22 protein-coding genes and 1 riboswitch are annotated in these 25268 nt (G+C 69.6%); of the genes, 14 read left to right on the forward strand and 8 right to left on the reverse strand.

The window, feature by feature from the left end:
• Positions 1 to 91: 91 nt before the first annotated feature.
• The 3 genes from NF557_RS15230 to NF557_RS15240 all read right to left on the reverse strand — a co-directional run bounded on the left by NF557_RS15230 (position 92) and on the right by NF557_RS15240 (position 4241).
• A complete protein-coding gene (locus NF557_RS15230; protein ID WP_252620498.1) occupies positions 92 to 1909 on the reverse strand; it encodes an acetolactate synthase large subunit in 1818 nt (605 codons plus the stop codon).
• A gap of 341 nt (positions 1910 to 2250) precedes the next feature.
• Positions 2251 to 3756: a catalase gene (locus tag NF557_RS15235; protein WP_252620500.1), complete on the reverse strand. Its 1506-nt coding sequence runs from the start codon at positions 3754 to 3756 to the stop codon at positions 2251 to 2253.
• 50 nt (positions 3757 to 3806) lie between these two features.
• Positions 3807 to 4241 carry a Fur family transcriptional regulator gene (locus tag NF557_RS15240; RefSeq protein ID WP_252620501.1) on the reverse strand — a complete coding sequence of 145 codons (435 nt, stop codon included), beginning with the start codon at positions 4239 to 4241 and terminating at the stop codon, positions 3807 to 3809.
• A gap of 197 nt (positions 4242 to 4438) precedes the next feature.
• On the opposite strand from NF557_RS15240, the gene lpdA reads away from it, so the two are divergent.
• Together lpdA and NF557_RS15250 are read left to right on the forward strand one after the other, a co-directional pair.
• Positions 4439 to 5839 (forward strand): dihydrolipoyl dehydrogenase, encoded by a 1401-nt coding sequence (gene lpdA / locus NF557_RS15245; protein WP_252620503.1) that lies wholly within the window; start codon positions 4439 to 4441, stop codon positions 5837 to 5839.
• 9 nt (positions 5840 to 5848) lie between these two features.
• On the forward strand, positions 5849 to 6373 hold the full coding sequence (locus NF557_RS15250) for a YqeB family protein (RefSeq protein ID WP_252620504.1): 525 nt from the start codon (positions 5849 to 5851) through the stop codon (positions 6371 to 6373).
• A gap of 294 nt (positions 6374 to 6667) precedes the next feature.
• On the opposite strand, the gene NF557_RS15255 is transcribed toward NF557_RS15250, so the two are convergent.
• A complete protein-coding gene (locus NF557_RS15255) occupies positions 6668 to 7609 on the reverse strand; it encodes an alpha/beta fold hydrolase (RefSeq protein WP_252620506.1) in 942 nt (313 codons plus the stop codon).
• A gap of 144 nt (positions 7610 to 7753) precedes the next feature.
• Here NF557_RS15255 and NF557_RS15260 point away from each other — a divergent pair, with 144 nt between their 5' ends.
• From NF557_RS15260 to NF557_RS15270, 3 genes are all read left to right on the forward strand, one after another.
• Entirely contained in the window at positions 7754 to 8599 is an 846-nt protein-coding gene (locus NF557_RS15260) for an IclR family transcriptional regulator (RefSeq protein WP_252620508.1), read from the forward strand.
• 127 nt (positions 8600 to 8726) lie between these two features.
• Positions 8727 to 10472: an NAD-dependent malic enzyme gene (locus tag NF557_RS15265; protein ID WP_252620509.1), complete on the forward strand. Its 1746-nt coding sequence runs from the start codon at positions 8727 to 8729 to the stop codon at positions 10470 to 10472.
• Between the two features lie 165 nt (positions 10473 to 10637).
• Positions 10638 to 12668 (forward strand): beta-propeller domain-containing protein, encoded by a 2031-nt coding sequence (locus tag NF557_RS15270; protein WP_252620511.1) that lies wholly within the window; start codon positions 10638 to 10640, stop codon positions 12666 to 12668.
• 7 nt (positions 12669 to 12675) lie between these two features.
• On the opposite strand, the gene NF557_RS15275 is transcribed toward NF557_RS15270, so the two are convergent.
• Complete coding sequence (locus NF557_RS15275) at positions 12676 to 13794, reverse strand: hypothetical protein (protein WP_252620513.1); 1119 nt, start codon at positions 13792 to 13794, stop codon at positions 12676 to 12678.
• A gap of 76 nt (positions 13795 to 13870) precedes the next feature.
• Here NF557_RS15275 and NF557_RS15280 point away from each other — a divergent pair, with 76 nt between their 5' ends.
• Genes NF557_RS15280 through NF557_RS15290 form a run of 3 tightly spaced genes read left to right on the forward strand, consistent with a single transcriptional unit; the run spans position 13871 to position 16477 of the window.
• Positions 13871 to 14929: a Glu/Leu/Phe/Val family dehydrogenase gene (locus tag NF557_RS15280; RefSeq protein ID WP_252620515.1), complete on the forward strand. Its 1059-nt coding sequence runs from the start codon at positions 13871 to 13873 to the stop codon at positions 14927 to 14929.
• Positions 14929 to 15282, forward strand: a complete 354-nt coding sequence (locus tag NF557_RS15285) for a nuclear transport factor 2 family protein (protein ID WP_252624241.1) — start codon at positions 14929 to 14931, stop codon at positions 15280 to 15282. Before NF557_RS15280 ends, NF557_RS15285 begins: the two co-directional genes overlap by 1 nt.
• Before the next feature lie 10 nt (positions 15283 to 15292).
• Positions 15293 to 16477, forward strand: coding sequence for a YbfB/YjiJ family MFS transporter (locus NF557_RS15290; protein ID WP_252620517.1), 1185 nt, complete (start codon positions 15293 to 15295; stop codon positions 16475 to 16477).
• 552 nt (positions 16478 to 17029) lie between these two features.
• Here the strand turns inward: NF557_RS15290 and NF557_RS15295 are convergent.
• On the reverse strand, positions 17030 to 17725 hold the full coding sequence (locus NF557_RS15295) for a LuxR C-terminal-related transcriptional regulator (protein ID WP_252620518.1): 696 nt from the start codon (positions 17723 to 17725) through the stop codon (positions 17030 to 17032).
• Positions 17722 to 19065 (reverse strand): ATP-binding protein, encoded by a 1344-nt coding sequence (locus tag NF557_RS15300; protein WP_252620520.1) that lies wholly within the window; start codon positions 19063 to 19065, stop codon positions 17722 to 17724. Before NF557_RS15300 ends, NF557_RS15295 begins: the two co-directional genes overlap by 4 nt.
• 115 nt (positions 19066 to 19180) lie before the next feature.
• Here NF557_RS15300 and NF557_RS15305 point away from each other — a divergent pair, with 115 nt between their 5' ends.
• On the forward strand, positions 19181 to 20563 hold the full coding sequence (locus NF557_RS15305) for a PspC domain-containing protein (RefSeq protein WP_252620522.1): 1383 nt from the start codon (positions 19181 to 19183) through the stop codon (positions 20561 to 20563).
• Complete coding sequence (locus NF557_RS15310; protein ID WP_252620524.1) at positions 20560 to 20895, forward strand: hypothetical protein; 336 nt, start codon at positions 20560 to 20562, stop codon at positions 20893 to 20895. The genes NF557_RS15305 and NF557_RS15310 overlap by 4 nt, the downstream gene beginning before the upstream one ends.
• A gap of 125 nt (positions 20896 to 21020) precedes the next feature.
• Here the strand turns inward: NF557_RS15310 and NF557_RS15315 are convergent, their stop codons facing one another.
• Entirely contained in the window at positions 21021 to 21287 is a 267-nt protein-coding gene (locus NF557_RS15315; protein ID WP_252620526.1) for a hypothetical protein, read from the reverse strand.
• A gap of 154 nt (positions 21288 to 21441) precedes the next feature.
• Positions 21442 to 21562: riboswitch (SAM riboswitch) on the forward strand.
• A gap of 249 nt (positions 21563 to 21811) precedes the next feature.
• On the opposite strand from NF557_RS15315, the gene NF557_RS15320 reads away from it, so the two are divergent.
• The 4 genes from NF557_RS15320 (at position 21812) to NF557_RS15335 (ending at position 25260) form a co-directional block, all read left to right on the forward strand.
• Complete coding sequence (locus NF557_RS15320) at positions 21812 to 23128, forward strand: bifunctional o-acetylhomoserine/o-acetylserine sulfhydrylase (protein ID WP_252620527.1); 1317 nt, start codon at positions 21812 to 21814, stop codon at positions 23126 to 23128.
• 20 nt (positions 23129 to 23148) lie between these two features.
• Positions 23149 to 24438, forward strand: a complete 1290-nt coding sequence (gene metX, locus NF557_RS15325; protein WP_252620528.1) for a homoserine O-acetyltransferase MetX — start codon at positions 23149 to 23151, stop codon at positions 24436 to 24438.
• A 272-nt stretch (positions 24439 to 24710) separates the two neighbouring features.
• Complete coding sequence (locus NF557_RS15330; protein WP_252620530.1) at positions 24711 to 24944, forward strand: hypothetical protein; 234 nt, start codon at positions 24711 to 24713, stop codon at positions 24942 to 24944.
• Positions 24925 to 25260, forward strand: a complete 336-nt coding sequence (locus tag NF557_RS15335; RefSeq protein ID WP_252620531.1) for a type II toxin-antitoxin system PemK/MazF family toxin — start codon at positions 24925 to 24927, stop codon at positions 25258 to 25260. The genes NF557_RS15330 and NF557_RS15335 overlap by 20 nt, the downstream gene beginning before the upstream one ends.
• Positions 25261 to 25268 lie beyond the last annotated feature (8 nt).

Raw genomic sequence — 25268 nt, forward strand, 5'->3', positions numbered from 1 at the left:
CGGTGCTGTTGGCCGACGACGCTGTCGGCAGATCTCGGATGTCCGGCCCTCACCCGGACTCAGCTAATCAAGAGGCCGGCGTGGGTGCTCATCAGTCGTCCTCCTCGAACTGCGGGGCCAGGTCGCGGGCGTGCTTGATGTCGTCGTTGCTGGTGCCGGAGGCGACCATTGGCCAGACCATGGCGTCCTGGTGGACCCGGAAGTCCACGACGACCGGCACGTCGTTGATCTCCATCGCGGCCTCGATCGTGCGATCGATGTCGGCCGGGTCGTCGCAGCGCAGGGCCTCACAGCCATAGGCGCGTGCCAGCATGACGAAGTCGGGCACCTGGACCGGGGTCCGGCTGGCCGGATCGGTCGGCGTGCCGCGCAACCCGGTGTGGCTGTAGCGCTCGTTGTAGAAGAGCGACTGCCACTGGCGGACCATGCCGAGGGCCCCGTTATTGATGATGGCGACCTTGATCGGGATGCCCTCCACCGAGCAGGTGGCCAGCTCCTGGTTGGTCATCTGGAAGCAGCCGTCGCCATCGATCGCCCAGACCGTGGCGTCCGGCCGGCCGACCTTGGCACCCATCGCCGCCGGCACCGCAAAGCCCATCGTCCCGAGCCCACCGGAGTTGATCCAGGTGCGCGGACGCTCGAAGCCGAGGTAGTGCGCCGCCCACATCTGGTGCTGCCCGACGCCCGAGGTGTAGACCGTCTCCGGACCGGAGATCGCACCGATCCGCTGGATCACCTGCTGGGGAGCGGCCTCACCCCCGGGTGCCGCGTCATACGACAGCGGATAGCGCGCCCGGGTGGCCTCGCAGAACGCGACCCACGCGGCATAGTCGGGGACCGTGCCACCCTCGACCCGCGAGCGGAACTCCGCCGCCAGCGCGGCGATCGTAGGCCGGCAGTCACCGACGAGCGCCACCTCCGCCGCGCGCACCTTGCCGATCTCGGCGGGGTCGATGTCGGCGTGGATCACCCGCGCGTGCGGGGCGAACGACTCGCGCACCCCAGTGACCCGGTCGTCGAAACGCGCACCCAGGCTGATGATCAGGTCGGACTTCTGCAGGGCGGCCACCGCCGCGACCGTGCCGTGCATCCCGGGCATCCCCAGGTGCTGCGGGTGGCTGTCCGGGAAGGCCCCGCGCGCCATCAGCGTGGTGACCACGGGCATGCCCGTCAGCTCGGCCAGCGTCTGCAGCTCGCGGTGCGCGCCGGCCCGGATCGTGCCGCCACCGACATAGAGCACCGGGCGACGCGACGACAGCATCAGCGAGACCGCGTCACGGATCGCCTCAGGAGCGGCATCGAGCACGGGCTTGTAGCCCGGGAGCCGCAGGTCGCTGTCGGTCAGGCGCGTGGTCTCGGCGACCAGCGCATCCTTGCTGATGTCGACCAGCACGGGGCCAGGTCGGCCGCTGGCCGCCAGGCGGAAGGCGCTGGCCACGGTCGGGCCGATCAGGGCCGGGTCGGTCACCAGGAAGCTGTGCTTGGTGACCGGCATCGTGATCGAGCGGATGTCAGCTTCCTGGAAGGCGTCCGAGCCCATCGCGGTGCTGGGGACGTTGCCGGTGATCGCGACCATCGGGACCGAGTCCATGTTGGCGTCGGCGAGGGGCGTCACCAGGTTGGTGGCACCCGGACCACTGGTCGCCAGGCAGACACCGACCTTGCCCGTCGCGGCGGCATACCCCTGGGCGGCGTGGCCGGCGCCCTGCTCGTGCCGGACCAGGATGTGGCGCAGCTCGGGACGCTGGTAGAGCGTGTCGTAGAGCGGCAGCACCGCTCCCCCCGGGAGCCCGAAGATGTGCTCGGTCCCCACTCGCAGCAGCGCGTCTACCAGCGCCTCGGAGCCGGTCGTCGTGCTGGAGGGCGCCGGCTGGTGGCCGGTCGCGGTGGTGGCGGGCTGAGCGGTCATGGCTTCCCGTGGCTTCTTTCCTGGAGGTGGTGGGCTGGTTAGGGCATTAAAAAAACCCCCGGCCCGGGTGGGCAAGCGGAGGTAGGACGCGTCTCGGTAAGTGGCTACCGGGTGACGCGCCCTGTCATAATAAGTACGAGGCCGTAATGCATATGCACACCATGCCCTCATGGACCAGCGTCCTGTCAAGGGAAATGATGTGTGATGCGGGTCACAGACCCTGTATGACGGGGCGCCAGAGCGCAAAGACCCTCCCGCACGCAGCGGGAGGGTCTTCGTCAGTCACGAGCTTTCGGCGAATGCTCTGCGTTCAGCTCCAGAAGGTCCGGACGGTTCAACCGTCAGGACGCGATCTCGTCGTCCTGGGGGTCGTTGCCCGGAACCTGCTCGTCGAGCCCCATGTAGTAGGCGTGCTCGATGTGCGCACCGACCTCGGCGTCGATCTTGGTCCAGTAGGCGAAGACCCGGGAGAGCACCGGCTCCACGACACCGGTGAGGCTGCCGACGACGGTCTGGACCAGCCCCTGTCGCTCCTCCTCGGTGTAGACCTCACGGACCAGGGTGTGCGCCTGCCCGAAGTCGTCGTCCTCCGGGTGCAGCGTGTAGGCCGCCCGCACGAGCGAGCCGTCGGCCTCCCACCCGCTGTCGCTGACACTCTGCTGGTCGGCGTAGGGCCGGCCGTAGGAGTTGGGCGCATAGACGGGCGCGTTGCCGCTGTGGTGGAACTGCATCGCACCCTCCTTGTCATAGGAGTTGACCTTCGACTTTGGCGCGTTCACCGGCAGCTGGCTGAAGTTGGTGCCGAGCCGGTTGCGCTGGGCGTCCGGGTAGGAGAACACGCGACCCAGCAGCATCTTGTCCGGGGACAGGCCGGTGCCCGGCACGGTGTTCGACGGGCTGAACGCCGCCTGCTCGATCTCGGCGTAGTGGTTGGTCGGGTTCTCGTTGAGCGTGAACCGACCGACCGGGATCCGCGGGTAGTCCTTCTTGGACCAGGTCTTGGTCAGGTCGAACGGGTTGAAGCGGTAGTCCTTGGCCTCCTCGTAGGGCATGATCTGCACCTCGAGCCGCCAGCTGGGGAACTCCTCGTTCTCGATCGCGTCGAACAGGTCGCGGCGGTGGAAGTCACCGTCCACACCGGCCAGGGTGGTCGCGTCCTCGTTGGACATGTTGTGCACGCCCTGGTCGGACAGGAAGTGATACATCACCCAGAACTTCTCGCCCTCCTCGTTGACCCACATGTAGGCGTGTGAGGAGTAGCCGTTCATCTCGCGCCAGCTGCGCGGCAGGCCCCGGGGACCCATCAGGTAGGCCACTTGGTGGGCCGACTCCGGCGACAGCGTCCAGAAGTCCCACTGCATGTTGCCGCTGCGCAGGCCCGAGTCGGGGGTGCGCTTCTGGGAGTGGATGAAGTCAGGGAACTTCATCGGGTCACGGACGAAGAAGATCGGGGTGTTGTTGCCGACCATGTCGAAGTTGCCCTCGTCGGTGTAGAACTTCAGCGCGAAGCCGCGCACGTCGCGCCAGGTGTCGGGCGAGCCGAGCTCACCGGCGACGGTGGAGAAGCGGGCCAGCATCCGGGTCTTGGCGCCCGGTTGCAGGAAGGAGGCCTTGGTGAACCTGCTGACGTCCTCCGTCACCACGAACTCACCGAAGGCGCCGGAGCCCTTGGCGTGCGGGCTGCGCTCCGGGATGCGCTCGCGGTCGAAGCGCGCCAGCTTCTCGACGAGCGCAACGTCGTGCAGCATCAGCGGGCCGTTGGACCCCAGGCTCAGCGAGTGGCTGTCGGACTCCCGCGGCGCGCCGCTCTCATGGGTCCCCCCGGAGTATGTCGAGTGCTCAGTCATGCCTTCTCCTCTTGTGGTGGCGGTGGTGCAGGGTGGTGGTTGCTTGTGGTTCAGGTGGTCGTGCTGCAGGTCGCGCAGAGCCCGGAGTAGGTCACATCCGCGGTCTGCACGGTGAAGCCCTGGGTGTCGGACGGCTGGAGGCACGGGGCGTGCCCCACGGCGCAGGGCACGTCGGCCAGGGCGCCGCACTGACGACACAGCAGGTGATGGTGGTTGTCCAGCAGGTCCAGCTCATAGAGCGCTCGCGTGCCCACCAGCATGCTGCGCACGAGGCCGGCATCGGTCAACGCGTGGAGCACGTCATAGACCGCCTGGCGGGAGACCGTGTGGTCCTCCACCTCATCGAGCAGGGCGCGGACGTGGTCGGCCGAGACGTGCGGGTGGTCCGCGAGGACCTCGAGGACCATCAGGCGGGGCCGCGTGACCCGCAGGCCGGCGGCACGCAGGCGCGACGCGGGATCGAGTCTGTCGTGGACCACGCTCACGCCCTCATCCCCTCTCAACACAGTCTGCCAACACCCTCTACGGGCCTTCTCTGGACTAAGTCCAGTTTACCTGCTTTCTGGATTAAGTCCAATCAAGCCACCGGTTCCACCACGCCGACCCTGCTGGGGGCGGCCCTGGCGCCCGGCTCACCGGGGTGCGCCTGACGAATCGGTGAGCGGACGGCATACTTGTCGACATGGCCGATCACTTTGACGTCGTTGTTCTCGGTGCTGGTCCCGGTGGGTATGTCGCGGCGATCCGCGCGTCCCAGCTCGGGAAGACGGTCGCCGTCGTGGAGAAGCAGTACTGGGGCGGGGTCTGTCTCAACGTCGGCTGCATCCCCTCCAAGGCGCTGATCAAGAACGCTGAGCTGGCGCACACGCTGGCGCACGACAAGGAGAAGTTCGGCATCGAGGGTGACGCCACGATGTCCTACGGCCCGACGCACAAGCGCAGCCGCCAGGTGTCCGCGGGCATCGTCAAGGGCGTGCACTTCCTGATGAAGAAGAACAAGATCACCGAGGTCGACGGGTGGGGGACCCTGACCTCCAGCACCTCGATGAACGTCGAGCTGGGCGACGGCGGCAGCCAGGAGCTCACCTTCGACCACCTGATCCTGGCCACCGGCGCCACCACCCGGATGATCCCGGGCGTGGAGGTCAGCGACAACGTGGTGACCTATGAGGAGCAGATCCTCGACGAGAACCTCCCCGGCTCGATCGTCATCGCCGGCTCCGGCGCCATCGGCGTCGAGTTCGCCTACGTCATGGCCAACTTCGGCGTCGACGTCACCATCGTGGAGTTCCTGGACCGGATGGTCCCCACCGAGGACGTCGACGTGTCCAAGGAGCTGCTCAAGCACTACAAGAAGCTCGGCGTCAAGGTGATGCTCAAGACCAAGGTCGAGTCCGTCGAGGACACCGGCAGCGGCGTGAAGGTGACGGTCAGCCCCGCCGACGGAGGCGACTCTCAGGTGATCGAGGCCGACCGGCTGCTGTCCGCGATCGGCTTCGCCCCCCGCCTGGAGGGCTACGGGCTGGAGACGATCGGGGTCGAGACCACCGAGCGCGGCGCCATCGCGGTCGACGGCCGCGGTCGCACCAACATCGACAACGTCTATGCGATCGGTGACGTCACCGCCAAGCTGATGCTGGCGCACACCGCCTCGTTCATGGGGATCGTCGCCGCCGAGACCATCGCCGGCGCGGACACCCAGGAGATCGACTTCGACTTCATCCCGCGCGCGACCTACTGCCACCCGCAGATCGCCTCCATGGGATACAGCGAGGAGCAGGCCAAGGAGAAGGGCTACGACGTCAAGACGTCGAAGTTCCCGTTCTCCGCCAACGGTAAGGCCCAGGGCCTCGGCGACGCGGTCGGCTTCGTCAAGATCGTCGCGGACGCCGAGCACCACGAGATCATCGGCGCCCACCTCATCGGCCCGGACGTCACCGAGCTGCTGCCGGTCCTCAATGCCGCGCAGACCTGGGACCTGACCGCCGACGAGCTCTCCCGCGTCGTCTTCGCGCACCCGACCCTGGGCGAGGCGGTCATGGAGGCGCTGCACGGCGTCGCCGGCCACATGATCCACCTCTGATCGATCCGTATGCCGCCCGCTTCCTCACCAGGTCCCTCGCCTGATCACCTGGGGCCCGGTGAGGTCACCCGTCTTGGGTTCGACCGCACCGGCAAGGCCTGGGTCGTCGGCGTCTGTGCCGCAGTCGGGCTGCTGCTGGGGCTCGCCATCCGCCCCGTCGCCGAGTCCGCGACCGGGCTGGACTGGGTGCCCTTCCAGGGTCCACTGCGGCTCATCGCCTCGGCCGACCACCCATGGGTCGGCTGGCTTCTGGCAGTCCTCGGGATCATCGCTGGTCTCGTCTTCGCCGCGGTGATCATCCACCAGTCCCCCGTGCTGCACGTCGGGAGCGACCAGATCCGGGTCGACCAGAAGGGGCAGGTGCGCACCATCCGGCGCGCGCAGGTGGCCACCGTCTACCGCGACGGGAGCGATCTCGTGCTGGAGACCGAACAGGGCCGCACCCTCTTCCGCGGTGATGTCGAGGGCGGCAAGGGCGCGGTCCGGGAGGCCTTCATCGCTCGTGGCTACCCCTGGGACGCCGAGCCGAGCTGAGACGTGCCCTCGGAACTCGCCGATCGCTGAACCGCAGCCCGACCTGGGATCGTCTCGCATGGCCGTCACCACCGAGTTGGGTCAGGCTCGACGAGGACCGGCCACTCTCCCCCGTCGTCACCGCGCGCTTCGCCAGCGAGCGCCGCGTGACCGGGAGTGCCTTTCTAGTGTGGTCGTGGCGGGTCCGGAACGTCGGTTTTCGAACGAGCCGGCAACGGGTGGTGAGCGGTTGGCGCTGGAGTCAGTGTCGTCACCGTTGTGCCCTCTCGGATTCCGTCGGTGTCCGCGGACAGGTCACGGTGCCGCGGCGACGATCTCGAGCACTGCGGCGGCGATCTCCTCGGGGATGACCGACATCATGGTGTGCGGGACATCCATGGTGATCGTCTGGGATGGATCGAAACGCCCGATCAAAGCCTGCTGCTGGTCGCGGATGGCCTGGCGGAGCTCATCGCCGTCCTCTCCGGGCGGCCCCCCTAGGACCTCGGTGACGAAGATGGTGCCGGGGACGTCGGGGATGCCGTCGAGGGCGGACTGCGCGATGTCGTAGGCGCCGTAGTGGTCGATCTGCTCTTTCGAGTCCTTCCAGGCATCCTCGGGGAGCCTCCACTCCTCAGGCAGGAGCTGGTCCAACGCAAGCTCGTCCTGCAGCGTCGGATCCAGCAGCACGACGCCAGCGACGTCGTCGGGATAGGTCCCTGCATAGGTGTAGGCGACCAAGCCTCCGAACGACCCACCGAGGAGGACGACGGGAGTCTCTAACCCCAACTCTTCGACCAGTGCGTGCAGGTCCGTGACGGTCTCGGACACCGGGATGGGGCCCTCTTGCCCGCTGCTTCGGCCGACGTTGGTGCGCTCGTACTCGCAGTAGGTCGTCTGGGTGCCGATGCGTTGCTGCATTTCTGGGGCGTGCGCCCACGAGACCGAGTCGGTCGGCTGGATCATCCCATGCAGGTAGATGACTGCAGGTGAACCGGTGCCATAGCAGGTGGCCTTGAGCAGACGGCCCTCTGCCACCTCGATGCGGTCATTGAACCAGGGTTCACCCGGCCCGGCATGACCGGTGGATGTCGTCGCCGTGCTGTCCGGAGGCGGGGCCACGGTGGCGTCCGCCGCCGACGTCAGCGTGCTGTCGGCGGCCGGTGCCACCGTGGGGGAAGCGGTCCCGCCGTCGCCGCAACCGGCCACCATCAGGATGACCGCGATCACGGCCGCCCCGGAACTCGTCGAGTTCATGGCGGACCCCTTTCTCGTGCGACTGGATCGTCTCGGCGCTCCTGGTCGTGTCGGCAAGTCTCGGCGAGTGTGCCCGGCAGGGTCTAGCGAGACGTACCGCTGAGTGACACACTCGGATAAGAGTCGCCGCGAAGAGAGACGCCGATGGATGACCGCACCGTGCTCGGACGCGTGTTGCTCCTTCTGAGCGCGGTGAGCGACGGGGACGATCCGGTCAGCCTGGCCGAACTGACGCGGAGGACCGGCCTGCCCAAGGCGACGGCACGGCGGATCGCCGAGGACCTGGCGGTGCGGGGCGCGTTGACTCGCAGTCCGGACGGCTACGCAGTCGGCTCGGCTATCTACACGCTCTCCTCACGGCTGACGGAACGGCGTGACGTGCGGGTGAGCGCCACCCCACGGTTGGCGGAGCTCCAGCGCCGGACCAACGCCCCCTACGTGTGGATGGTTGACACGTCCGACCCCCTACAGGTGTCGTTGATCGGCGCGCTGTATGCCCGGGGGCTCGAGTCCGCAGCCGGCACCTGGCCTCGCCAGGTCTGCGATCCTGCGATCCTGACCACAGCACTGGGCCGCGTGCTGCTGGCCTTTCGGCCCGAGACAGCGGAGGCACTGCTGGCACGCGGTGTGCCCCGGATCACGGCGGCGACGGTGACCCACCCCCGCCTTCTGCACGAGCAACTAGACCGAGCGGCACAGGATGGCTACGCCCTGGAACACGAGCAGGTCAGGTTGGGATGGTCTTGCCTGGCATTGCCGGTCCGGACCCAGGGCGGCGGAGGGGCGGTGCTGGGGCTGGTGACTCCGAGTCACTCACTGAAGGCCCGGGCGATGCTCGAGGTGCTGAGGGACGTGGCCGATGACAACTCTTGGCGCTTGGCGCACCAGCCCGAGCGCCGTGCTCACTCCTTGGAGTCCGCGCGATTTCGGCCTGGGGTCAGCGGCGCCGACGCAGTGCGTTCTGGACAGGCGACGACACCAAGCCGCTGACGTCACCGCCGAGTGTGGCCACTCGGAGACCAATGCGCTACCGACGTGTTGCCGTGCACGACCTGCGCGGTGAGCTGGACCTGCTCGGCTGACGGATCCGCGGGGGCGGGTGCACTATCGTTCCGCTATGGCGCGTCAGTTTCAGTTCCGCACCGAGGGCGGCGTCGAGACCGTCCAGATCGCCGTGCGCGGACGGCAGGTCCTCGCCCGGCCGATGCTCAACTTCGGCCCCGCCTACACGCTGGAGCAGCGCCGCGCCCTCGGTCTGCAGGGGCTGCTGCCACCGGCCGTGAACTCGATGAACGAGCAGCTCAAGAGGGTTTATCGGCAGTTCGACCGGCAGCCCGACGCGCTGAGCAAGTATGTCTATCTCAACCAGCTCCAGGACCTCAACGAGATCCTCTACTACCGCCTGGTGGCCGAGCACCTGGACGAGATGCTGCCCATCATCTACACCCCGACCGTGGGCGAGGCGATCGAGCGGTTCAGCTCCACCTTCGACCGGGCGCGCGGCATCTATCTGGCGATCGACAACCCGGGCGACATCGACGAGGCCCTGGCCTCCCACGGTGCCGGCCCCGAGGACATCGACCTGCTGGTGGTCACCGACTCCGAGGGCATCCTGGGCATCGGCGACCAAGGCGTCGGCGGCATCCGCATCGCGGTGGGCAAACTCGCCGTCTACACCACCGCCGCCGGGGTGCACCCGCTGCGCGCGGTCCCGATCGTGCTCGATGTCGGCACCGACAACCTCGCGCTCCTCAACGACCCCGCCTATCTCGGGGCCCGTCACGCCCGGGTCCGCGGGGAGCGGTATGACGAGTTCATCGCGACCTTCGTCGCGGCCGTCAAGCGGCACTTCCCCCGGGCACTGCTGCACTGGGAGGACTTCGGCGCCAACAACGCCCACCGCATCCTGGACACCTATCGCGAGGAGCACGTCTCCTTCAACGACGACATCCAGGGCACCGCCGCCGTGGTGGCCGCCGCGGCGATCGCGGCCGTGCGCGCCAAGGGCGAGCAGCTGAGCGACCAGCGCGTCGTCATCCACGGTGCGGGCACGGCCGGGATCGGCATCGCCGACCTGATGCGTGACGTGATGGTCCAGGAGGGTCTGCCGGAGGACGAGGCCGCGCGACTCTTCTGGGGGCTGGGGAGCCGGGGCCTGCTGCACACGGCCGGCCCCATGCGTCCCTTCCAGGAGCGCTATGCCCGACCGTCCGACGAGCTGGCCGGGTGGACCACCGCCGAGCCGGGCCGTTATGACCTGGCCGACGTCGTGCGCAACGTGCAGCCCACCATCCTGATCGGCACCTCGGCGCAGGCCGGCTCGTTCACCGAGGCCATCGTGCGCGACATGGCCACCGGGTGCGAGCGCCCGATCATCATGCCGCTGTCCAACCCGACCGCCAAGGCCGAGGCGGTCCCCGCCGACCTGCTCGCCTGGACCGACGGGAAGGCGCTGATCGCGACCGGCTCTCCGTTCGGCTCCGTCGAGTTTGGCGGCACGACCTTTGACATCGCCCAGGCCAACAACGCCCTGGTCTTCCCCGGCATCGGGCTCGGTGTCGTCGCCTGCCGCGCGACGAAGGTGAGCGACCACATGATCGCCGCCGCCTCACGCGCCGTCGCCGAGATGACCTCCGCCAAGCGGCTGGGCGCCTCGATCCTGCCGACCATGCGCGAGCTGCGCGCCGTCTCTGCGGCCGTCGCAGTCCGGGTTGTGGAGGCTGCCGAGGAGGAGGGCCTGGCCACGGTGAGCCTGGCCAACCCGATCCAGGACATCCAGGACCTGATGTGGCAGCCGGTCTATCCCACGGTGGAGGTCGTCACCGAGATCACCGAGCCCTCGGCGCGCCCCACCGACCCGTAGCCGCACAGCACACCAACCCGTAGCCCCGGCCCCCCCACCTCCCGTGCCCACCGAAGCACCCGTCCGTTCGCCCCGTCATACAGCGACTCGGGGTGGAACCGACGCCGCGTGGGCTGCGTCACAGCGCAGACACTGCCGTCAGCCCGACTCGCACCGGAGGCCACGATGCCTCGTTCGCCGCTCCCCAGCTCGACTCTTCCCGCGCTGCTCAGCATCACGCTGCTGTCCGGCCTGGCCGCGTGCTCGGAGCCACCCGGCACGCGGGCTCCGGCGGGCTCACCACCCTCGGGCTCGACTACTGCGACATCGCGGAACGACACTGCCGCCTCCGCCGCGATCACGGCTCTGCCCGCATCGCTGATCGAGCGCTTCTCCGGGTGCGAGCAGCTGCTCACCTACTATCAGGCCAACGCACTGGAGCAGGTCGGACCCTATGGCATCGGCGGCGGTTCCTATGAGGGTGGCTGGCTCGACGACGGCGAGGATGCTGCGTCCTCTGGCGTCGCGAGCCAGGACTCCGGCGGCAGCCCGTCACCCGAGCACTCCTCCACCAATGTGCAGGAGGAGGGCGTGGACGAGGCCGACATCGTCAAGACCGACGGCCGCATCATCGTCACCACGATCACCGGCAGAGTGCAGGTTGTGGACGTCGCCACCGAAGAGGTGATCAGCACCGTCCGTCTGCCCGGCCGACAGGACCAGGTCTATCCCGGCGAGCTCCTGCTGCACGGCTCAACCCTCGTCGTCCTGTCCTCTGAGTGGAGCAACTGGATCCCCGCCGATGACGGGCGTCAGTTGGCTTTCCAGGGCTCGCGCACGGTCGTCACCACGGTCGACCTCAGCGACCCGGCGGACCCGCGCACCCTCGGGTCGGCCCGCATTGAGGGGACCTATCAGTCGGCCCGGATGGTCGGCGACACCGTCCGCATGGTGATGGTCAGCGAACCACCGTCCGTGGAGCAGACCTGGCCGAAGGACGGGCGGCTCAGTTCGGAGGAGGAGGCCGAGGAGGCCAACCGGCAGCTGATCCGCGACACCGAGATCGATGACTGGATCCCCCACGTTCAGGTGCTCAACGCCGACGGCACGACCCGGTCCACCCAACCGCTGCTCGACTGCGGCGACATCTCCCGACCGCGCGACCCCGCCGGGCTGTCGACGATGTCTGTCCTGAGCTTCGACATCGGCTCTGGCACACCGGAGCCCACCTCAGGTGCCGGACTGGTCGCCAGTGGGAGCACCGTCTATGCCAGCACCGACCGGTTGATCGTGGCCACCAACCGCTGGGACCCGTGGCGCTGGACCGGCGGCGACATCTCGGAGTGGGGTGATGGCAGCACCGCCAAGACCGACCTGCACTCCTTCGACATCAGCGATCCGAGTGGCACGACCTACCGAGCCTCCGGCACGGTCGACGGCTATCTGCTGAGCCAGTGGGCCCTCGACGAGGAGGACGGCGTGATCCGTGTCGCCACCACCACCGACCCCCGCGCCGCCTCGCAGGACTCGGAGTCGTCTCTCGTCATGCTCCGCGAGGACGGCGACACCCTGGCCGAGACCGGCCGCGTCGACGGGCTCGGCCTGACCGAGCAGGTGCGGGCCGTGCGCTACCTGTCCCCCGACCTGGCCGCCATCGTCACCTTCCGGCAGACGGACCCGCTCTATCTCATCGACACCAGCGACCCCACGGGACCCCGTGTCACCGGTGAGCTCAAGATCCCCGGCTACTCGGCATACCTGCACCCCATCGACGAGGACACGCTGCTGGGTGTCGGGCAGGACGCGGACCCCGAGACCGGCGAGACCAAGGGCCTGCAGGTGTCGCTCTTCGACATCAGCGACCTGGGCGCGCCGAAGCAGACGCACGTGATGACGTGGGAGGACGGCTACTCGCCCGTCGAGTGGGACCACCGGGCGTTCACCTACTGGCCCGCCACCGACCAGGTCTTCCTGCCGATGTCGCGCTGGGCCGAGACCAAGCAGGAGTCTTTCGGCGGGGTGGTCGTGCTGGACGTCGACCAGGCGCTGACCGAGGACGGCAGGATCAGCGTCACCCCCGGCCGGGACGACTACTGGGGCGAGGGGCCGAGCCGCACGATCGTGATCGGCGACCAGCTCTGGACGCTGGACTATGAGGGGCTGGCGCGCTTCGACCGGGCCACGCTCGCCGGAGGGTGGGCCGTCGACCTGAGGTGAGACGCCCTCAGAGTCCGGTCGGTTCGGCCAGCAGCTCGACGTCGGTGCAGACCCCGAGCGGCACCAGGTCGGCCAGGGCCAGGTTGGCTGCGGCGACCGGGTTCGTGACGGCATACTGCACCTCGCCGATCTCCAGGTCGACCCCCGCCACGGACCCGCGGTCGAACCCGTCGGAGAAGCCGATGGTCTCGGTGGTCGGCCAGTCCTCGGCGAGCGCCAGACGAGCCGCCAGGTCCCCCTCGATCGCCGCCCGGTCCGTGCCGACCGGGTAGGCCAGCCGGACCGTGGCCCGCTGGCCGGTGAAGGCAATGGCCACCGCGTCCACCTCGAGCAGTCCCTCGACGTCGTGGGCGGCGAGCAGCTCGTCCTGGTCATCGACCGTCGCGTCGACCCCCAGCGCATCGACGAACGGCACGCACCCGTTGCGCACGATCAGGCTCTCGGCCGCGACGTCACCCACCCGCGCCGTGGCACTGTGGCTGCTGGTCGCCCACACCCCCTCGGCGCCGGCGCCCTGCAGCACCGTGGAGGTTGCCCGGTCGAGCGTCGCCTCCGCCAGCCCGGGCGCGTCGTCGTCGATGGCTGCCTGCACGAGGTCGAGGTCCAGGTCGGGCCGCAGCGCGAGCAGGAGGCCACTGCCGTCCGGCCCGGTCCACCGCACCTCTGCGTCCACGTCGTCCTGGGTGAAGTCATAGGTCAGGTCATAGCGGCTGTTCTCCTCCCGCAGCAGCCCGTCGGTGAGCAGCACGCTCGACGCCTCGGCCGCGCGCCAGAACTCGAGCCGGTCGGTCATCAAGTCCTCTGACGTCAGGTCGGGCACGCCGAGTCGCGCCCGGATGGCGTCATAGTCGGTGACGGTCAGGTGGGTCGCCTCAGCAGGCGTGGCCAGCAGTGCCAGGCCGTATGCCGACACTCCAGCCGCGGCCGGACCGTCCGGCGGCGACGTGGTCACGACGGTGTTGTCGGCAGCCGCGCCGTCCACCGTGGCACCGTCGGAGGTCGTCTTGTCAGCAGCGCCGGACGTCGCCGCGCCGGTGCTCTCGGCCGGACCTGGGTCCTCCTCGACGGCACACCCGGCAATGACGAGCAGCAGCGGGGCGACGACAGCGAACGCGGACCGGACCATGCCCCGATCCTCGCACCAGAGCGCCGGGGACCGGACCCGGTGGCCGGGCCGTGGAGCGTTGTGGTGGACTGCCATCATGAGCAACAACGACACTGGGAGCAGCGTGGCTCCCAACTTCTTCGCCTCCGAACAGGTCATCACCTGCCACGACGAGGCGACCGGCCTGCGCGCCGTCATCGCCATCGACAACACCACGCTGGGTCCCGGCTTCGGCGGCACCCGCTGGCGCCCCTATGCCTCCCCCGAGGCGGCCGTCATCGAGGCGCAGCGGCTGGCCGCGGCGATGACGCTCAAGCACGCCCTGGCGGACCTGCCTTATGGCGGTGCCAAGTCGGTCATCCTCGCGGACTCCCCCACGGCGCTCGACGGTGACGAGCGTCGGTCGGCCCTGCTGGCCTTCGGCGAGTTCGTCGCCCGGACGAACGGCGCCTACATCCCCGGCGTCGACATGGGCACCACACCGGGCGACATGCGGGTCATCGAGGAGCGCGGCGGTCGGGCGTTCTGCGACGAGGTGGACCCGGGGCCCTACACCGCGCGAGGGGTCTATGCCGCGATGCGCGCCGGGGTGCGGCACGCGCTCCACCGGGACATGAAGGGTGTCCGCGTCGTAGTCCAGGGCACCGGTCAGGTCGGGGCCAACCTGGCCAGGTTCGCCGCCGCGGACGGGGCGATCGTCTCGGTCGCCGACATCGACGGTGACCGTGCGCAGGCACTGGCCGACGAGCTGGGCGCGACCGTGATCGACCCCGACGATGCGCCGTATGCCGAGTGCGACGTCTTCGCCCCGTGTGCTGTCGCGCGGGTGCTCACCACCGACAACGCCAGCCGGGTCCGTGCCCGCGTCGTCGCCGGAGCAGCCAACGACACGCTCGACTCCGCCGAGGCAGGCGAGGCGCTGCGCGCGGCCGGGATCACCGTCGTGCCGGACTTTGTCGCCAACGCGGGTGGCGTCATACAGGTGCATGCCGGGGTGGTCGGTTGGGACGAGGACACCCTCACGGCCGCGCTCGAGCGGATCGGCGACCGCGTGCAGGACATCCTGGCGGAGGCCGACAGGCGTGGCATCACGCCCGAACAGGCCGCCCGCGACCGGGCAGCCGAGCGGTTGGCCGGCGCCACGAACGGCCAGTGATGGACCTGGTCGAGGTCACGCACCGCTACTATCGGGCGGTCGACGCCGGCGATGTCCAGGGCGTCCTCGACTGGTTCGCCGACGACTGCGTCTATCACCGGCCGGGCTATGGACCGATGCACGGCCAGCCGGCGATCGCCGCCTTCTATGGGGGTGAGCGGGTCATCGAGTCGGGCAGCCACCAGCTCGACCAGCTCCTCGTCGACGGGGCCTCGGTGTCCGTGCGCGGTGTCTTCACCGGGCGGCTGAAGGACGGCTCCCAGGTGCAGGTCGGCTTTGCGGACTTCATCGACTACGACGGGGACGGTCGGGCACGGCAGCGGCGGAGCTACTTCGACACCCCGACTGTCTGAGCCGGGATCCGTGGAGTCGGATGCGTCGGACGGTCACGGCCGGCTGCTGCTCGCCCTCGGGCTGGCCGCTGGGCCGCTCGTCGCGCTCGGCCTGGCCCGGTTTGCCTACGCGCTGCTGCTGCCAGCGATGAGCGAGGACCTCGGCTGGTCCTACTCCGCGGCGGGCGCGCTGAACACGACCAACGCCGCCGGCTATCTGGTCGGCGCGCTCGTAGCCACGCCGCTGGCCCGGTCGATCGGGTCCCGGCGGGCCTTCCTGGCCGGCACTGCGGTCACCACCCTGGCGATCGGCCTCACCGCTGTGACCAGCCAGTATGCCGTGCTCCTCACCATCCGTTTCGTCGCCGGGCTGGGTGGCGCCCTGGCCTTCGTGATCGGCGCCGCGCTGGTGGCCGAGGCGAGCCACCGCGGGTCGCGCGGCCGAGCGGCGATGCTGCTCGGGGTCTATTTCGGCGGTGCTGGCGCGGGCATCGTGGCGGCGGGGCTGCTGGTCCCGTGGATCCTCGACCGCACGGCCGGTGCGGGCTGGCGACAGGGCTGGCTCGCGCTGGGGGCCGTCGCCGCGGTGGCCACGGTGGCCGCCGTCCTCGCAGCCCGACGGGTCGGTGACCCCGCCCCGCCGGAACAGCACGCCCGCAGCTGGGACCGCCGACTGATCGGCTGGCCGGTGCTCGCGTACACCTGCTTCGGCCTGGGCTACATCGCCTATCTGACCTTCATCAGTGCCTATCTGACCGAGCACGGCATGAGCGGTCCGGTAATCGCCGGGTTCTGGGCGGTCCTCGGGACGGCCGCAGCGGTCTCGGGACTGGCCTGGGGGCCGGTCCTGGGGCGGCTCGGCGGCTCCCGCGGCATGGTCGTCGTGATGACGGTCCTGGCCGTCGGGACCGTGCTGCCCGTGCTGCTGGACGGAGCGGTGGCGGCCTATCTGTCGGGAGCCATCGTCGGCGGGAGTTTCCTCGCGGTGGTGACGGCCGTGAGCATCTCGGTGCGCGAGACCCTGCCGCAGGCGCACTGGACCGCCGGCATCGCCTTTGCCACGATCGCCTTCGGTCTCGGCCAGACGGTCGGGCCGACCCTGACCGGCTGGGTCTCCGATGCGACGGCGGACCTGGGCACCGGCCTCCTGCTGTCCGGCGCGATCCTGGTCGTCGGCGCGGCCCTGGCGCTGCTGCAGCGACCACCTGCCCGCTAGCCGCGTCTGGACCTCGCTCACCTCCGCCCCGCACGCGCCGTTCGACCCCCCGTTTCAACCGCCACCGTTTCGACCGCCCTATTGCTTGCCATGGCCGACAAACAGGAGGTCCATCTCGGCTCGTGAGGCTTGCACGCAGCCGACACACCGCAGCCAGCCCGCCTCCGCCGTTTCGACAAAACACCGTTTCGACCGCCCTATTGCTTGCCATGGCCGACAAACAGGAGGTCGGTCTCCGCTCGCGGGGCTCGCACGCCGCCAGCCCACCGCAGCCAGCTCAACCGCCACCGTTTCGACAAAACACCGTTTCGACCGCCCTAATGCTTGCCATGGCCGACAAACGGGAGGTCCATCTCAGCTCGTGAGGCTTGCAAGCAGCCGACACACCGCAGCCAGCTCAACCGCCACCGTTTCGACCTCCCTAATGCTTGCCATGGCAGCCAAACGGATGGTCAGTTTCGGCTCGTGGGACTCGCGCGCAGCCGCCCCCGTCCGAGCCACCCCACAAATGCGCAGCCGCCCCGGTCCGAACTACCCCCAAAATGCGCAGGATCACAGCAGGCGGCGCCCCATCGCCCAGGCCGTGAGCTCGTGGCGCGAGGAGAGCTGGAGCTTGCGCAGCACAGAGGAGACGTGTGTCTCCACGGTCTTGACCGAGATGAACAGCTCCTTGGCCACCTCCTTGTACTGATAGCCACGCGCGATCAAGCGCATCACCTCACGCTCGCGCGCGCTGAGCCGGTCCAGCTCCTCGTCCACCTCGGCGATCTCCCCGGCTGCGGCGCCAAACGCATCGAGCACGAACCCGGCGAGTCTTGGGCTGAACACGGCGTCGCCGTCAGCCACGCGCACGATGGCGCCACCCAGCTCAGGGCCGCTGATCGTCTTGGTGACATAGCCGCGAGCACCCGCCCGGATCACCGCGATCACATCCTCGGCCGCATCGGAGACGGACAGCGCGAGGAAGCGGACGGGCGCACCGGACTCGGTCGTCACCCCGGCACAGCCGGTGATCACGTCGCTGCCGCCTCGACCGTTGCCGCCGGGCAGGTGCACGTCGAGCAGGACCACGTCCGGGCGCTGCTCGCGGATGACGGTCACGGCCGCATCGACGGTCCCCGCCTCGCCCACGATCTCGAGCCGGTCGCCGGAGACCTCGTCCAGCTCGGCGCGCACGCCGGAGCGAAACATCCGGTGGTCGTCGACCAGGACCAGGCGGATGGGGGTGGCGGTGCTCTGACCGGTCATGACTCGGCTCCTCGTGACTCGGTGGACTGTTCGGGCGGTCTCTGTGGGAACTCCTGCGGAGACTGCTCGGGGGACAGCGGCAGCTCGCGGGGCAACGGCAGCTCGAGGCTGACCTCGGTCCCCTGCTCGAGCCGACGCACTCGTGCCGTGCCGCCGTGGCGCTGCATCCGGCCCATGATCGACTCGCGCACACCGAGCCGGTCTGTCTGGACCTCGTCCAGGTCGAAGCCAGCTCCGTGGTCGCGGACGAAGGCCTCGACCGAGCTGGCGCCGACCTCGACATAGGCCGACACCGGCGGGGCTCCGTGCCGCACCGCGTTGACCATGGCCTCCCGCAGCGCGTTGACCAGCGCCTGGCCGTCCGCATCCAGCGGGCGGTCGCCGGTCACGATCACCTCGACCGGCACGCCGTGCAGGTCCTCGACCTCGTGCCCCACAGCAGCGACTGCCCCGGCAAGGGTGGCCGCCTGACCGACGGGTCCGGCATACAGCCAGCTGCGCAGCTCCCGCTCCTGGGCCCGGGCGAGCCGGGAGACCTGCACCGGGTCGTCCGCCCGACGCTGGATCAGGGCCAGTGTCTGCAGCACCGAGTCGTGCAGGTGCGCAGCGATGTCCGCGCGTTCGGTCTCGCGCACGCGAGCGGACTGCTCCTCACGCAGCTCGCGCCACAGACGCGTCAGATAGGGCGCTGCCAGCAGCCCCACACCGACCACCGCCAGCACCACCGCCACGCCGACGTCGCGCAGGTCAGCCAGGCTGCTCCCCTGCGCGCCCAGTGCCACCAGACCAGCGACGGCCAAGCCAATGCCGACCACCAACCTGCCGAGCGCCTGCTGCCGGGTGGCTCCGTGGTGGGCCAGGAGCCGGTCGCGCCCGCCGGTGTCCAGCTGGGACCAGACAAAGACCGCGCCCGTAGTCAGCACCAGCACCGGGATCGTGATGTCCAGGCGCAGGTTGAGGCCCTGCGCCTGCACGAGAGCCAGGCCGCCGAGCAGGATCGCCAGGCCGCCCGCCAGGATCAGCAGCGTGCCGGGATCCGGCGGGAGCAGCCGGCCGCGCGGACGTCCGGACTCGGCTGGCCCCACCCCGCCACCGCTCGCAGGCAGGCCGTCGGCGGGGATCGTCGCCCACAGGAACGCATAGACCAGGGCACCGACGCCACCGACAGCGGTCAGGCCGATGAAACCGACCCGCAGCGCCAACGGGTGCAGCCCCAGGTGGTCCGCCAGGCCACGGCATACGCCCGCCACCACCCGGCCGTCAGCCACTCGTCGCAACGGGGGCCGCTGCCGGTGCGGGGCACTCCCCGTCGGTTGACGTGGCACGCGTGGACTGGTCACTCCCACATCCTCCCCCACGACCGCGCCGCGAACCCCGTCACTCGGGGTGCTCTCAGGGTCCAGTCAGGGTCGACCCTCATAGCGGCAGAGGCGGGTTGGGCGGGACAGTTGAGTCATGACACAGACACCACCCCACGGGGGAAAGTATGGCGGGCACCCCGGCTCGCAGGGCGCGGACAACTTCTTCGCCGGGCTGCGTCGCGTGGACCTGCGCCGCTCCGACGACAACTGGATCGCAGGTGTGTGCTCCGGCCTCGCCGAGCGCCTCGGGGTCGACGCGCTGGTGATCCGCGCGCTCTTCGTGCTGCTGAGCCTGGGCATGGGAGTGGGGGTCCTGATCTATCTGGTGGCCTGGCTGCTCATCCCGAACCAGCAGGAGGAGACTCACATCGAGGCAGGCCTGCGCGACGGACGCGCCGAGTCGATCGTCCTGCTGGTCGTCGCAGTGCTGGCCATGTTCGGCTCCTTCGGGTGGTTCGGCGGGGGCTGGCTGTGGGACCGCGGAGGCACGTTCGGCTGGGGACTGGTCAGCCTCGTGATCTTGGGTCTGGGCGCCTGGTGGCTCTGGAGCGAGTGGTCCAAGCGTGAGCAGCCGGGCTTCTATGGCCAGCGCTTCGCGATGGAGACACAGTCGCAGCACCCGGCACCGCCGTTTGCCGGTGCCACCCAGGCCCCGGGTGACAGTGCCGGCGCAGGTGAGGCTGCCAGCGCGGGCGACGGTTTCGCGGGCACCCCGGCAGCGGCCACCAGCGGCGGGGCCACCGCCTGGGCCGGGCACGGCGGGGTCGCGCCCCTGGGCAGCCCCTCAGAAGGCGGCACCTGGCACCGGCGGGAGCAGGCCCCCAAGCCGCCGCCTGCGCCGCGGCGCCCGAGCCGTCGCTCGGCCGGCGTCGCCGGCACCCTGCTCGGCATGGGCCTGGCGCTGACGGCGGGCGGCGGGTTGGCGTGGGCCGCCGCTGAGTACTCCTGGTCGGTCAACCCCGTCGTGATCGGTCTGGTCGGCGCCCTCGGCGCACTCGGCCTGGTGGTGCTGATCCTCGGGCTGGTGGGCCGGACCTCCGGGTTCCCCGGGTTCCTGGCGGTGGTGGCCCTGCTGGCGACGGCGGGAGCACTCCCGATCGGCGAGCAGTTCGTCGTCTCGGGACGGGTCGGTGACGCCACGTGGAACCTCGGTCCGTCGTCCGACGACCCCGGTCCCTACCGGGTCGGCGCCGGGACCGGCACCCTCGACCTGCGCCGGGTCAGCGCTGAGGAGTTCACCGAGCCGATCGAGGCCAGCGTCTCCTTCGGCAACCTCACGATCCTGGTGCCGGAAGACGTCACGGTGCGGATCGAGGCCGGCGTCGGCATGGGCAGCGTCGTCCCCGGCGACGGCAGACCCGAGTTCGGTGGAATCAATGTCAATGAAGCGATCGTGGTCGGCGACGGCCCGGTCGAGCTAGAGGTCGAGGCCCGCGTGGGCTTCGGTCAGATCCTGGTGGAAGGCGACGGGCGATGAGCAGCAACTGGCACGAGAACAGCTGGACGGACACCACTGAGACAGGGCTTGGCCCAGAACTGGATGACCAGACCACGGGTCTGCACACCAGCCAGGAGCCGACACCAAAGCAGCTCTCCCGGCCCACCGGACCGTCCTGGGGCACGGTTGCCCTCGGGCTGGTGTGCCTGGCGATCGCCGGAGGCGCACTGTTCGTCGAGCTGACCGACGTGGTGCTGGACTGGAGCAACGTCGGTCCGCTGACCCTGGTCGCCCTGGGCGTCCTGCTGGTGCTGGTCGGCCTGGCCGCCCTCCTGCGCAGGAGCAGTGACGACGAGGACCTCGAACCCTGAGAAAAGATGACCCCCTGAGGTGACGAACTCACCGCTGCCACGGGGACTTGGCAGACGGTTGCCCGACGGCCGGTGACGACGCGAGACGTCGTCACCGGCCGTCATCTCGTGCGTCAGGGCGGACGTCAGCCCTGCGACCCGCCTGCCTGCCGGGCCCTGCGGGCATAGCGGTCCGCCTCTCCCAGCCGGACCACCCCGATCATGCTCCAGACCAGCGCGACGACCGCCCACACGATCGCCATCCCCATGCTCTCCCGCGCGACATAGCTGATCAGCATCACGAGAGCGAACGACACCGCGAGCGCGAAGATGACGACCCGCACCGCCTTGGGCCAGCCGTCGAAGGCGCGGACGAGGTCTGAGCGTCCATCGGGTGCGGGCTCGGTTCCCATGCCCAGACGCTACCCAGTCGGCGCCACCGCAGGCGTTCCACCTCAGAATCCTTGCACCGACCCGATCGGCGATCGCATATTCTTCGTATGTCGTCGCTCACGTGCCCTGTTCACCGAATTGACCTCGGTGATTCGGTCTGCTACAAATACCTCAGGTCAAGAGTCCCAACGCCAAGCCCCGGTTCGTTGGGCGGCAACCCTCCTCTCGCGGTGGGGTGCCCCGGGTGATGACCGGGCGGACGTGGCACCGGAGCCACGATCCGCAAGCGCGGGCCCGTCGACCGGTGGGCCCAGTAACGCACGAAGGAGCGCTGCTGTGACCTGTTGCCGAATGCCCAACCGCTGAGTCCGCCACCTCAGACAGCCACGCCCGCCCCCGGGCCGAGTCTGCGCGACTCAGCCGGCGCGACCCCCTGCGCCCCACCGCCCTGCCCCCGCAGGCGGCGCCGCCCACTGCGCGCCACACCTGCCGCGCCCCCGGCGCACCACCGACAGTCCCATCCCGAAACCTCTTGGAGCACACCATGTCCTGGTCCTTTGCCACCCGCCAGATCCACGCCGGTCAGACCCCGGACGCCGCCACCGGCGCCCGCGCCCTGCCGATCTATCAGACCACCTCGTTCGTCTTCGACAACGCTGATGTTGCCGCCGCCCGGTTCAACCTCGAGGATCTCGGCCCCATCTACACCCGCATCGGCAACCCGACCCAGGAGGTCGTGGAGGCCCGCCTCGCCGACCTCGAGGGCGGCGTCGGCGCGCTGCTGCTGGCCAGCGGTCAGGCGGCGTCGACCTTCTCGATCCTCAACGTCGCGCAGGCCGGCGACCACCTGGTCGCCTCCCCCAGCCTCTACGGCGGCACCCAGAACCTGTTCGCCCAGACCCTGCCGCGCCTCGGCATCGAGGTCACCTTCGTGGAGGACCCGACCGACCCCGAGTCCTGGCGTGCCGCGGCCAACGAGCGCACGAAGGCCTTCTTCGGTGAGAGCATCGCCAACCCCAGCGGCCTGGTGCTGGACATCCGCGCGGTGGCCGACGTGGCGCACGAGGTCGGCGTGCCGCTGATCATCGACAACACCATCGCCACGCCCTACCTCACCCGCCCGATCGAGCACGGCGCCGATGTGGTCGTCCACTCGGCCACCAAGTACCTCGGCGGCCACGGCACCGCCATCGGTGGCGTCGTCGTCGACAGCGGCAACTTTGACTACGCCAAGGACCCCGAGAAGTTCCCGCTGTTCAACACTCCGGACGAGGGCTACCACGGCCTGACCTTCGGCAAGGACCTCGGTGTCGGCAACGAGATCTTCGGCGGGGTGAACCTGTCCTACATCCTGCGCGCACGGGTCACCCTGCTGCGCGACATCGGCGCGGCGATCTCCCCGTTCAACGCCTTCCTCATCGCCCAGGGCATCGAGACCCTGTCGCTGCGGGTCGAGCGGCACGTGGCCAACGCCAAGCAGGTCGCCAACTGGCTGCGCGACCACGAGCAGGTCGAGTCGGTGAGCTATGCAGGACTGCCCGGCCACCCGTCATACGAGTTGGCCCAGAAGTATCTGCCGGAGGGCGCCGGCGCGGTCCTGGCCTTCGAGATCGCCGGGGGCCTCGAGGCCGGCAAGGCCTTCGTCTCCGCGCTCGAGCTGCACTCCAACGTCGCCAACATCGGCGACGTGCGCTCCCTGGTGATCCACCCCGGGTCCACCACCCACCGTCAGCTCAACGAGCAGGCGCTGGCAGCGGCCGGCGTCACCCCCGGCCTGGTGCGCCTGGCCGTCGGACTCGAGCACATCGACGACATCATCGCCGACCTGGAGACCGGTTTCCGGGCCGCGAAGGGTCTCTGACCGGAGCTCTGAGCAGCGCGATGACCACAGACACTGTCCGGCCCGGCAGCCGACGGCACACGCTGCCAGTCGGTGACCTGCCCCTGGAGTCCGGGGAGCACCTGCCCGGCGTGCGAATGGCCTACGAGACGTGGGGACGGCTCAACGAGGCCAGGGACAACGCCGTGCTGGTGCTCCACGCGCTCACCGGGGACTCCCACGTGGAGGGTCCCGCCGGGCCGGACAGTCCCACGCCCGGGTGGTGGCCCGGGCTGATCGGCCCAGGAAGGGTGCTGGACACCGACCGCTACTTCGTCATCGCACCCAACGTGCTGGGCGGATGTCGCGGGAGCACCGGCCCATCCTCGCCGGGGCCGGACGGTCGGCCGTGGGGATCCTTGTTCCCCCGGCTGACCGTCCGGGACCAGGTCCGCGCCGAGGCGCTCCTGGCTGACCGGCTCGGCATCCACACCTTCGCCGCCGTGATCGGCGGGTCCATGGGTGGGATGCGCGCGCTGGAGTGGGCCGTCACCCTGCCAGGCAGGGTCAGACGCTGTATGCCGATTGCCACCTCCGCGATCGCCTCCGCCGACCAGATCGGTTGGGCCACACCGCAGCTGTTCGCGATCAAGGGCGACCCCGGCTACCACCGGGGGGACTACTACCCCGGCCCCGGACCGCGCCACGGCCTGGAGGTCGCCCGCCAGATCGCGCACGCCACCTACCGCAGCGCTGCCGAGCTCGAGGACCGCTTCGGCGCCACCGCCCAGCCCGGTGAGGAGCCGGCCGCGGGTGGGCGCTTTGCGGTGCAGTCCTATCTCGAGCACCACGGCAAGAAGCTGGCCCGGCGCTTCGACGCCAACAGCTATGTGACGCTGACCGAGGTGATGAACGGGCACGACATCGGCCGGGACCGCGGCGGGGTCGAGGCCGCGCTGCGCCGGATCACGGCAGACCTGACCGTCGTCGTGGTCGATAGCGACCGGCTGTTCACCCCCGCCGAAGGTGAGCGCATCGCCGCAGCCCCGGCCTGTCGAGGCCTGGTGAACGTGACCTCTCCATATGGCCACGACGGCTTCCTGATCGAGACCGACCAGGTGTTTGCGGCCATCGGTGACGCCCTGGCAGACCGACCCGTCGGCACCAGTGCCCCCGCTCAGCAGCCTGCGGGCCAGCGCGACTCAGCGGGGACGCCCGCGGGCGACGGTCGCGCGCTCGCCTTGGACGAGGACGACCTGGCGGGGTCGGCGCACCGGGCCGAGGTGCGACCGGCAGTGCCGTTCAGCGCGCCCGGGCTGCCTCCGGTGCTCAACGGCACTGGTCTCTGGTAACACAAATTTGGTAGGGGTTTCGTAGGCCCCCGACGCCTTTTCGTAGCGGTTCCGTAGGCCCCCCACACCTTTTCGTAGCGGTTTCGTAGGCCCCCCCACACTTCTTCGTAGCGGTCACGGACGCGCCGACGCGGATTGCCAGAATCTTCGGATGAGGCCGAGCGTGCGCTGCAGGAACTGACCGCCGACGGGTCGAGCCGCTCCGGTGCCGCGCAGCCGAGCTATCCACAGCGGGCGTATGACATCTGTGTGACAGCACATATCATTGCATCATGGCTGTCGTGAATGTCCGGATCTCAGGCGAAGCAGAGCGTGCCCTCGACGTGTTGACCGCCGATGGCACGAGCACGTCGGACGCCGTGCGTCAGGCACTCGTCGACGCTGTGGGACTGCGGCGCCGCCGGGCGATGCTGGACGACGCGAGGCTCGCGATGGCGGACCCCGCTGACCGTGAGGCGATGCGCGAGTCGATGCAGGAGTGGGCCGATGTTGTTGACCCGTGGTGACGTCTTCGAAGTTCCTGGTCCACGTCGGCCGGTGGGTCATGAGCAGCGCGGGCCGCGTCTCGGCGTGGTCGTTCAGTCTGACGACCTCCCCCTCTCGACGGTGCTGCTAGCCCCAACCTCCCGAAGTGCTCCCCCGCGATTCTTCCGCCCCCTCGTCCACGTCGCGGGCGAGGCGACGTGCGTCCTCGTCGAGCAGTTGCGAACGATCGACGTGAGCCGACTGGGACGACTTGTCGGCCACCTGGACCGAGACGATCGCGGCGCCGTGGATGACGCGCTTGAGCTTGTGCTGGCCCTAGACCTTCGCACCCGCTAGTTGCCGGC

Source organism: Ornithinimicrobium cryptoxanthini, from assembly GCF_023923205.1.
Taxonomy (GTDB): domain Bacteria; phylum Actinomycetota; class Actinomycetes; order Actinomycetales; family Dermatophilaceae; genus Ornithinicoccus; species Ornithinicoccus cryptoxanthini.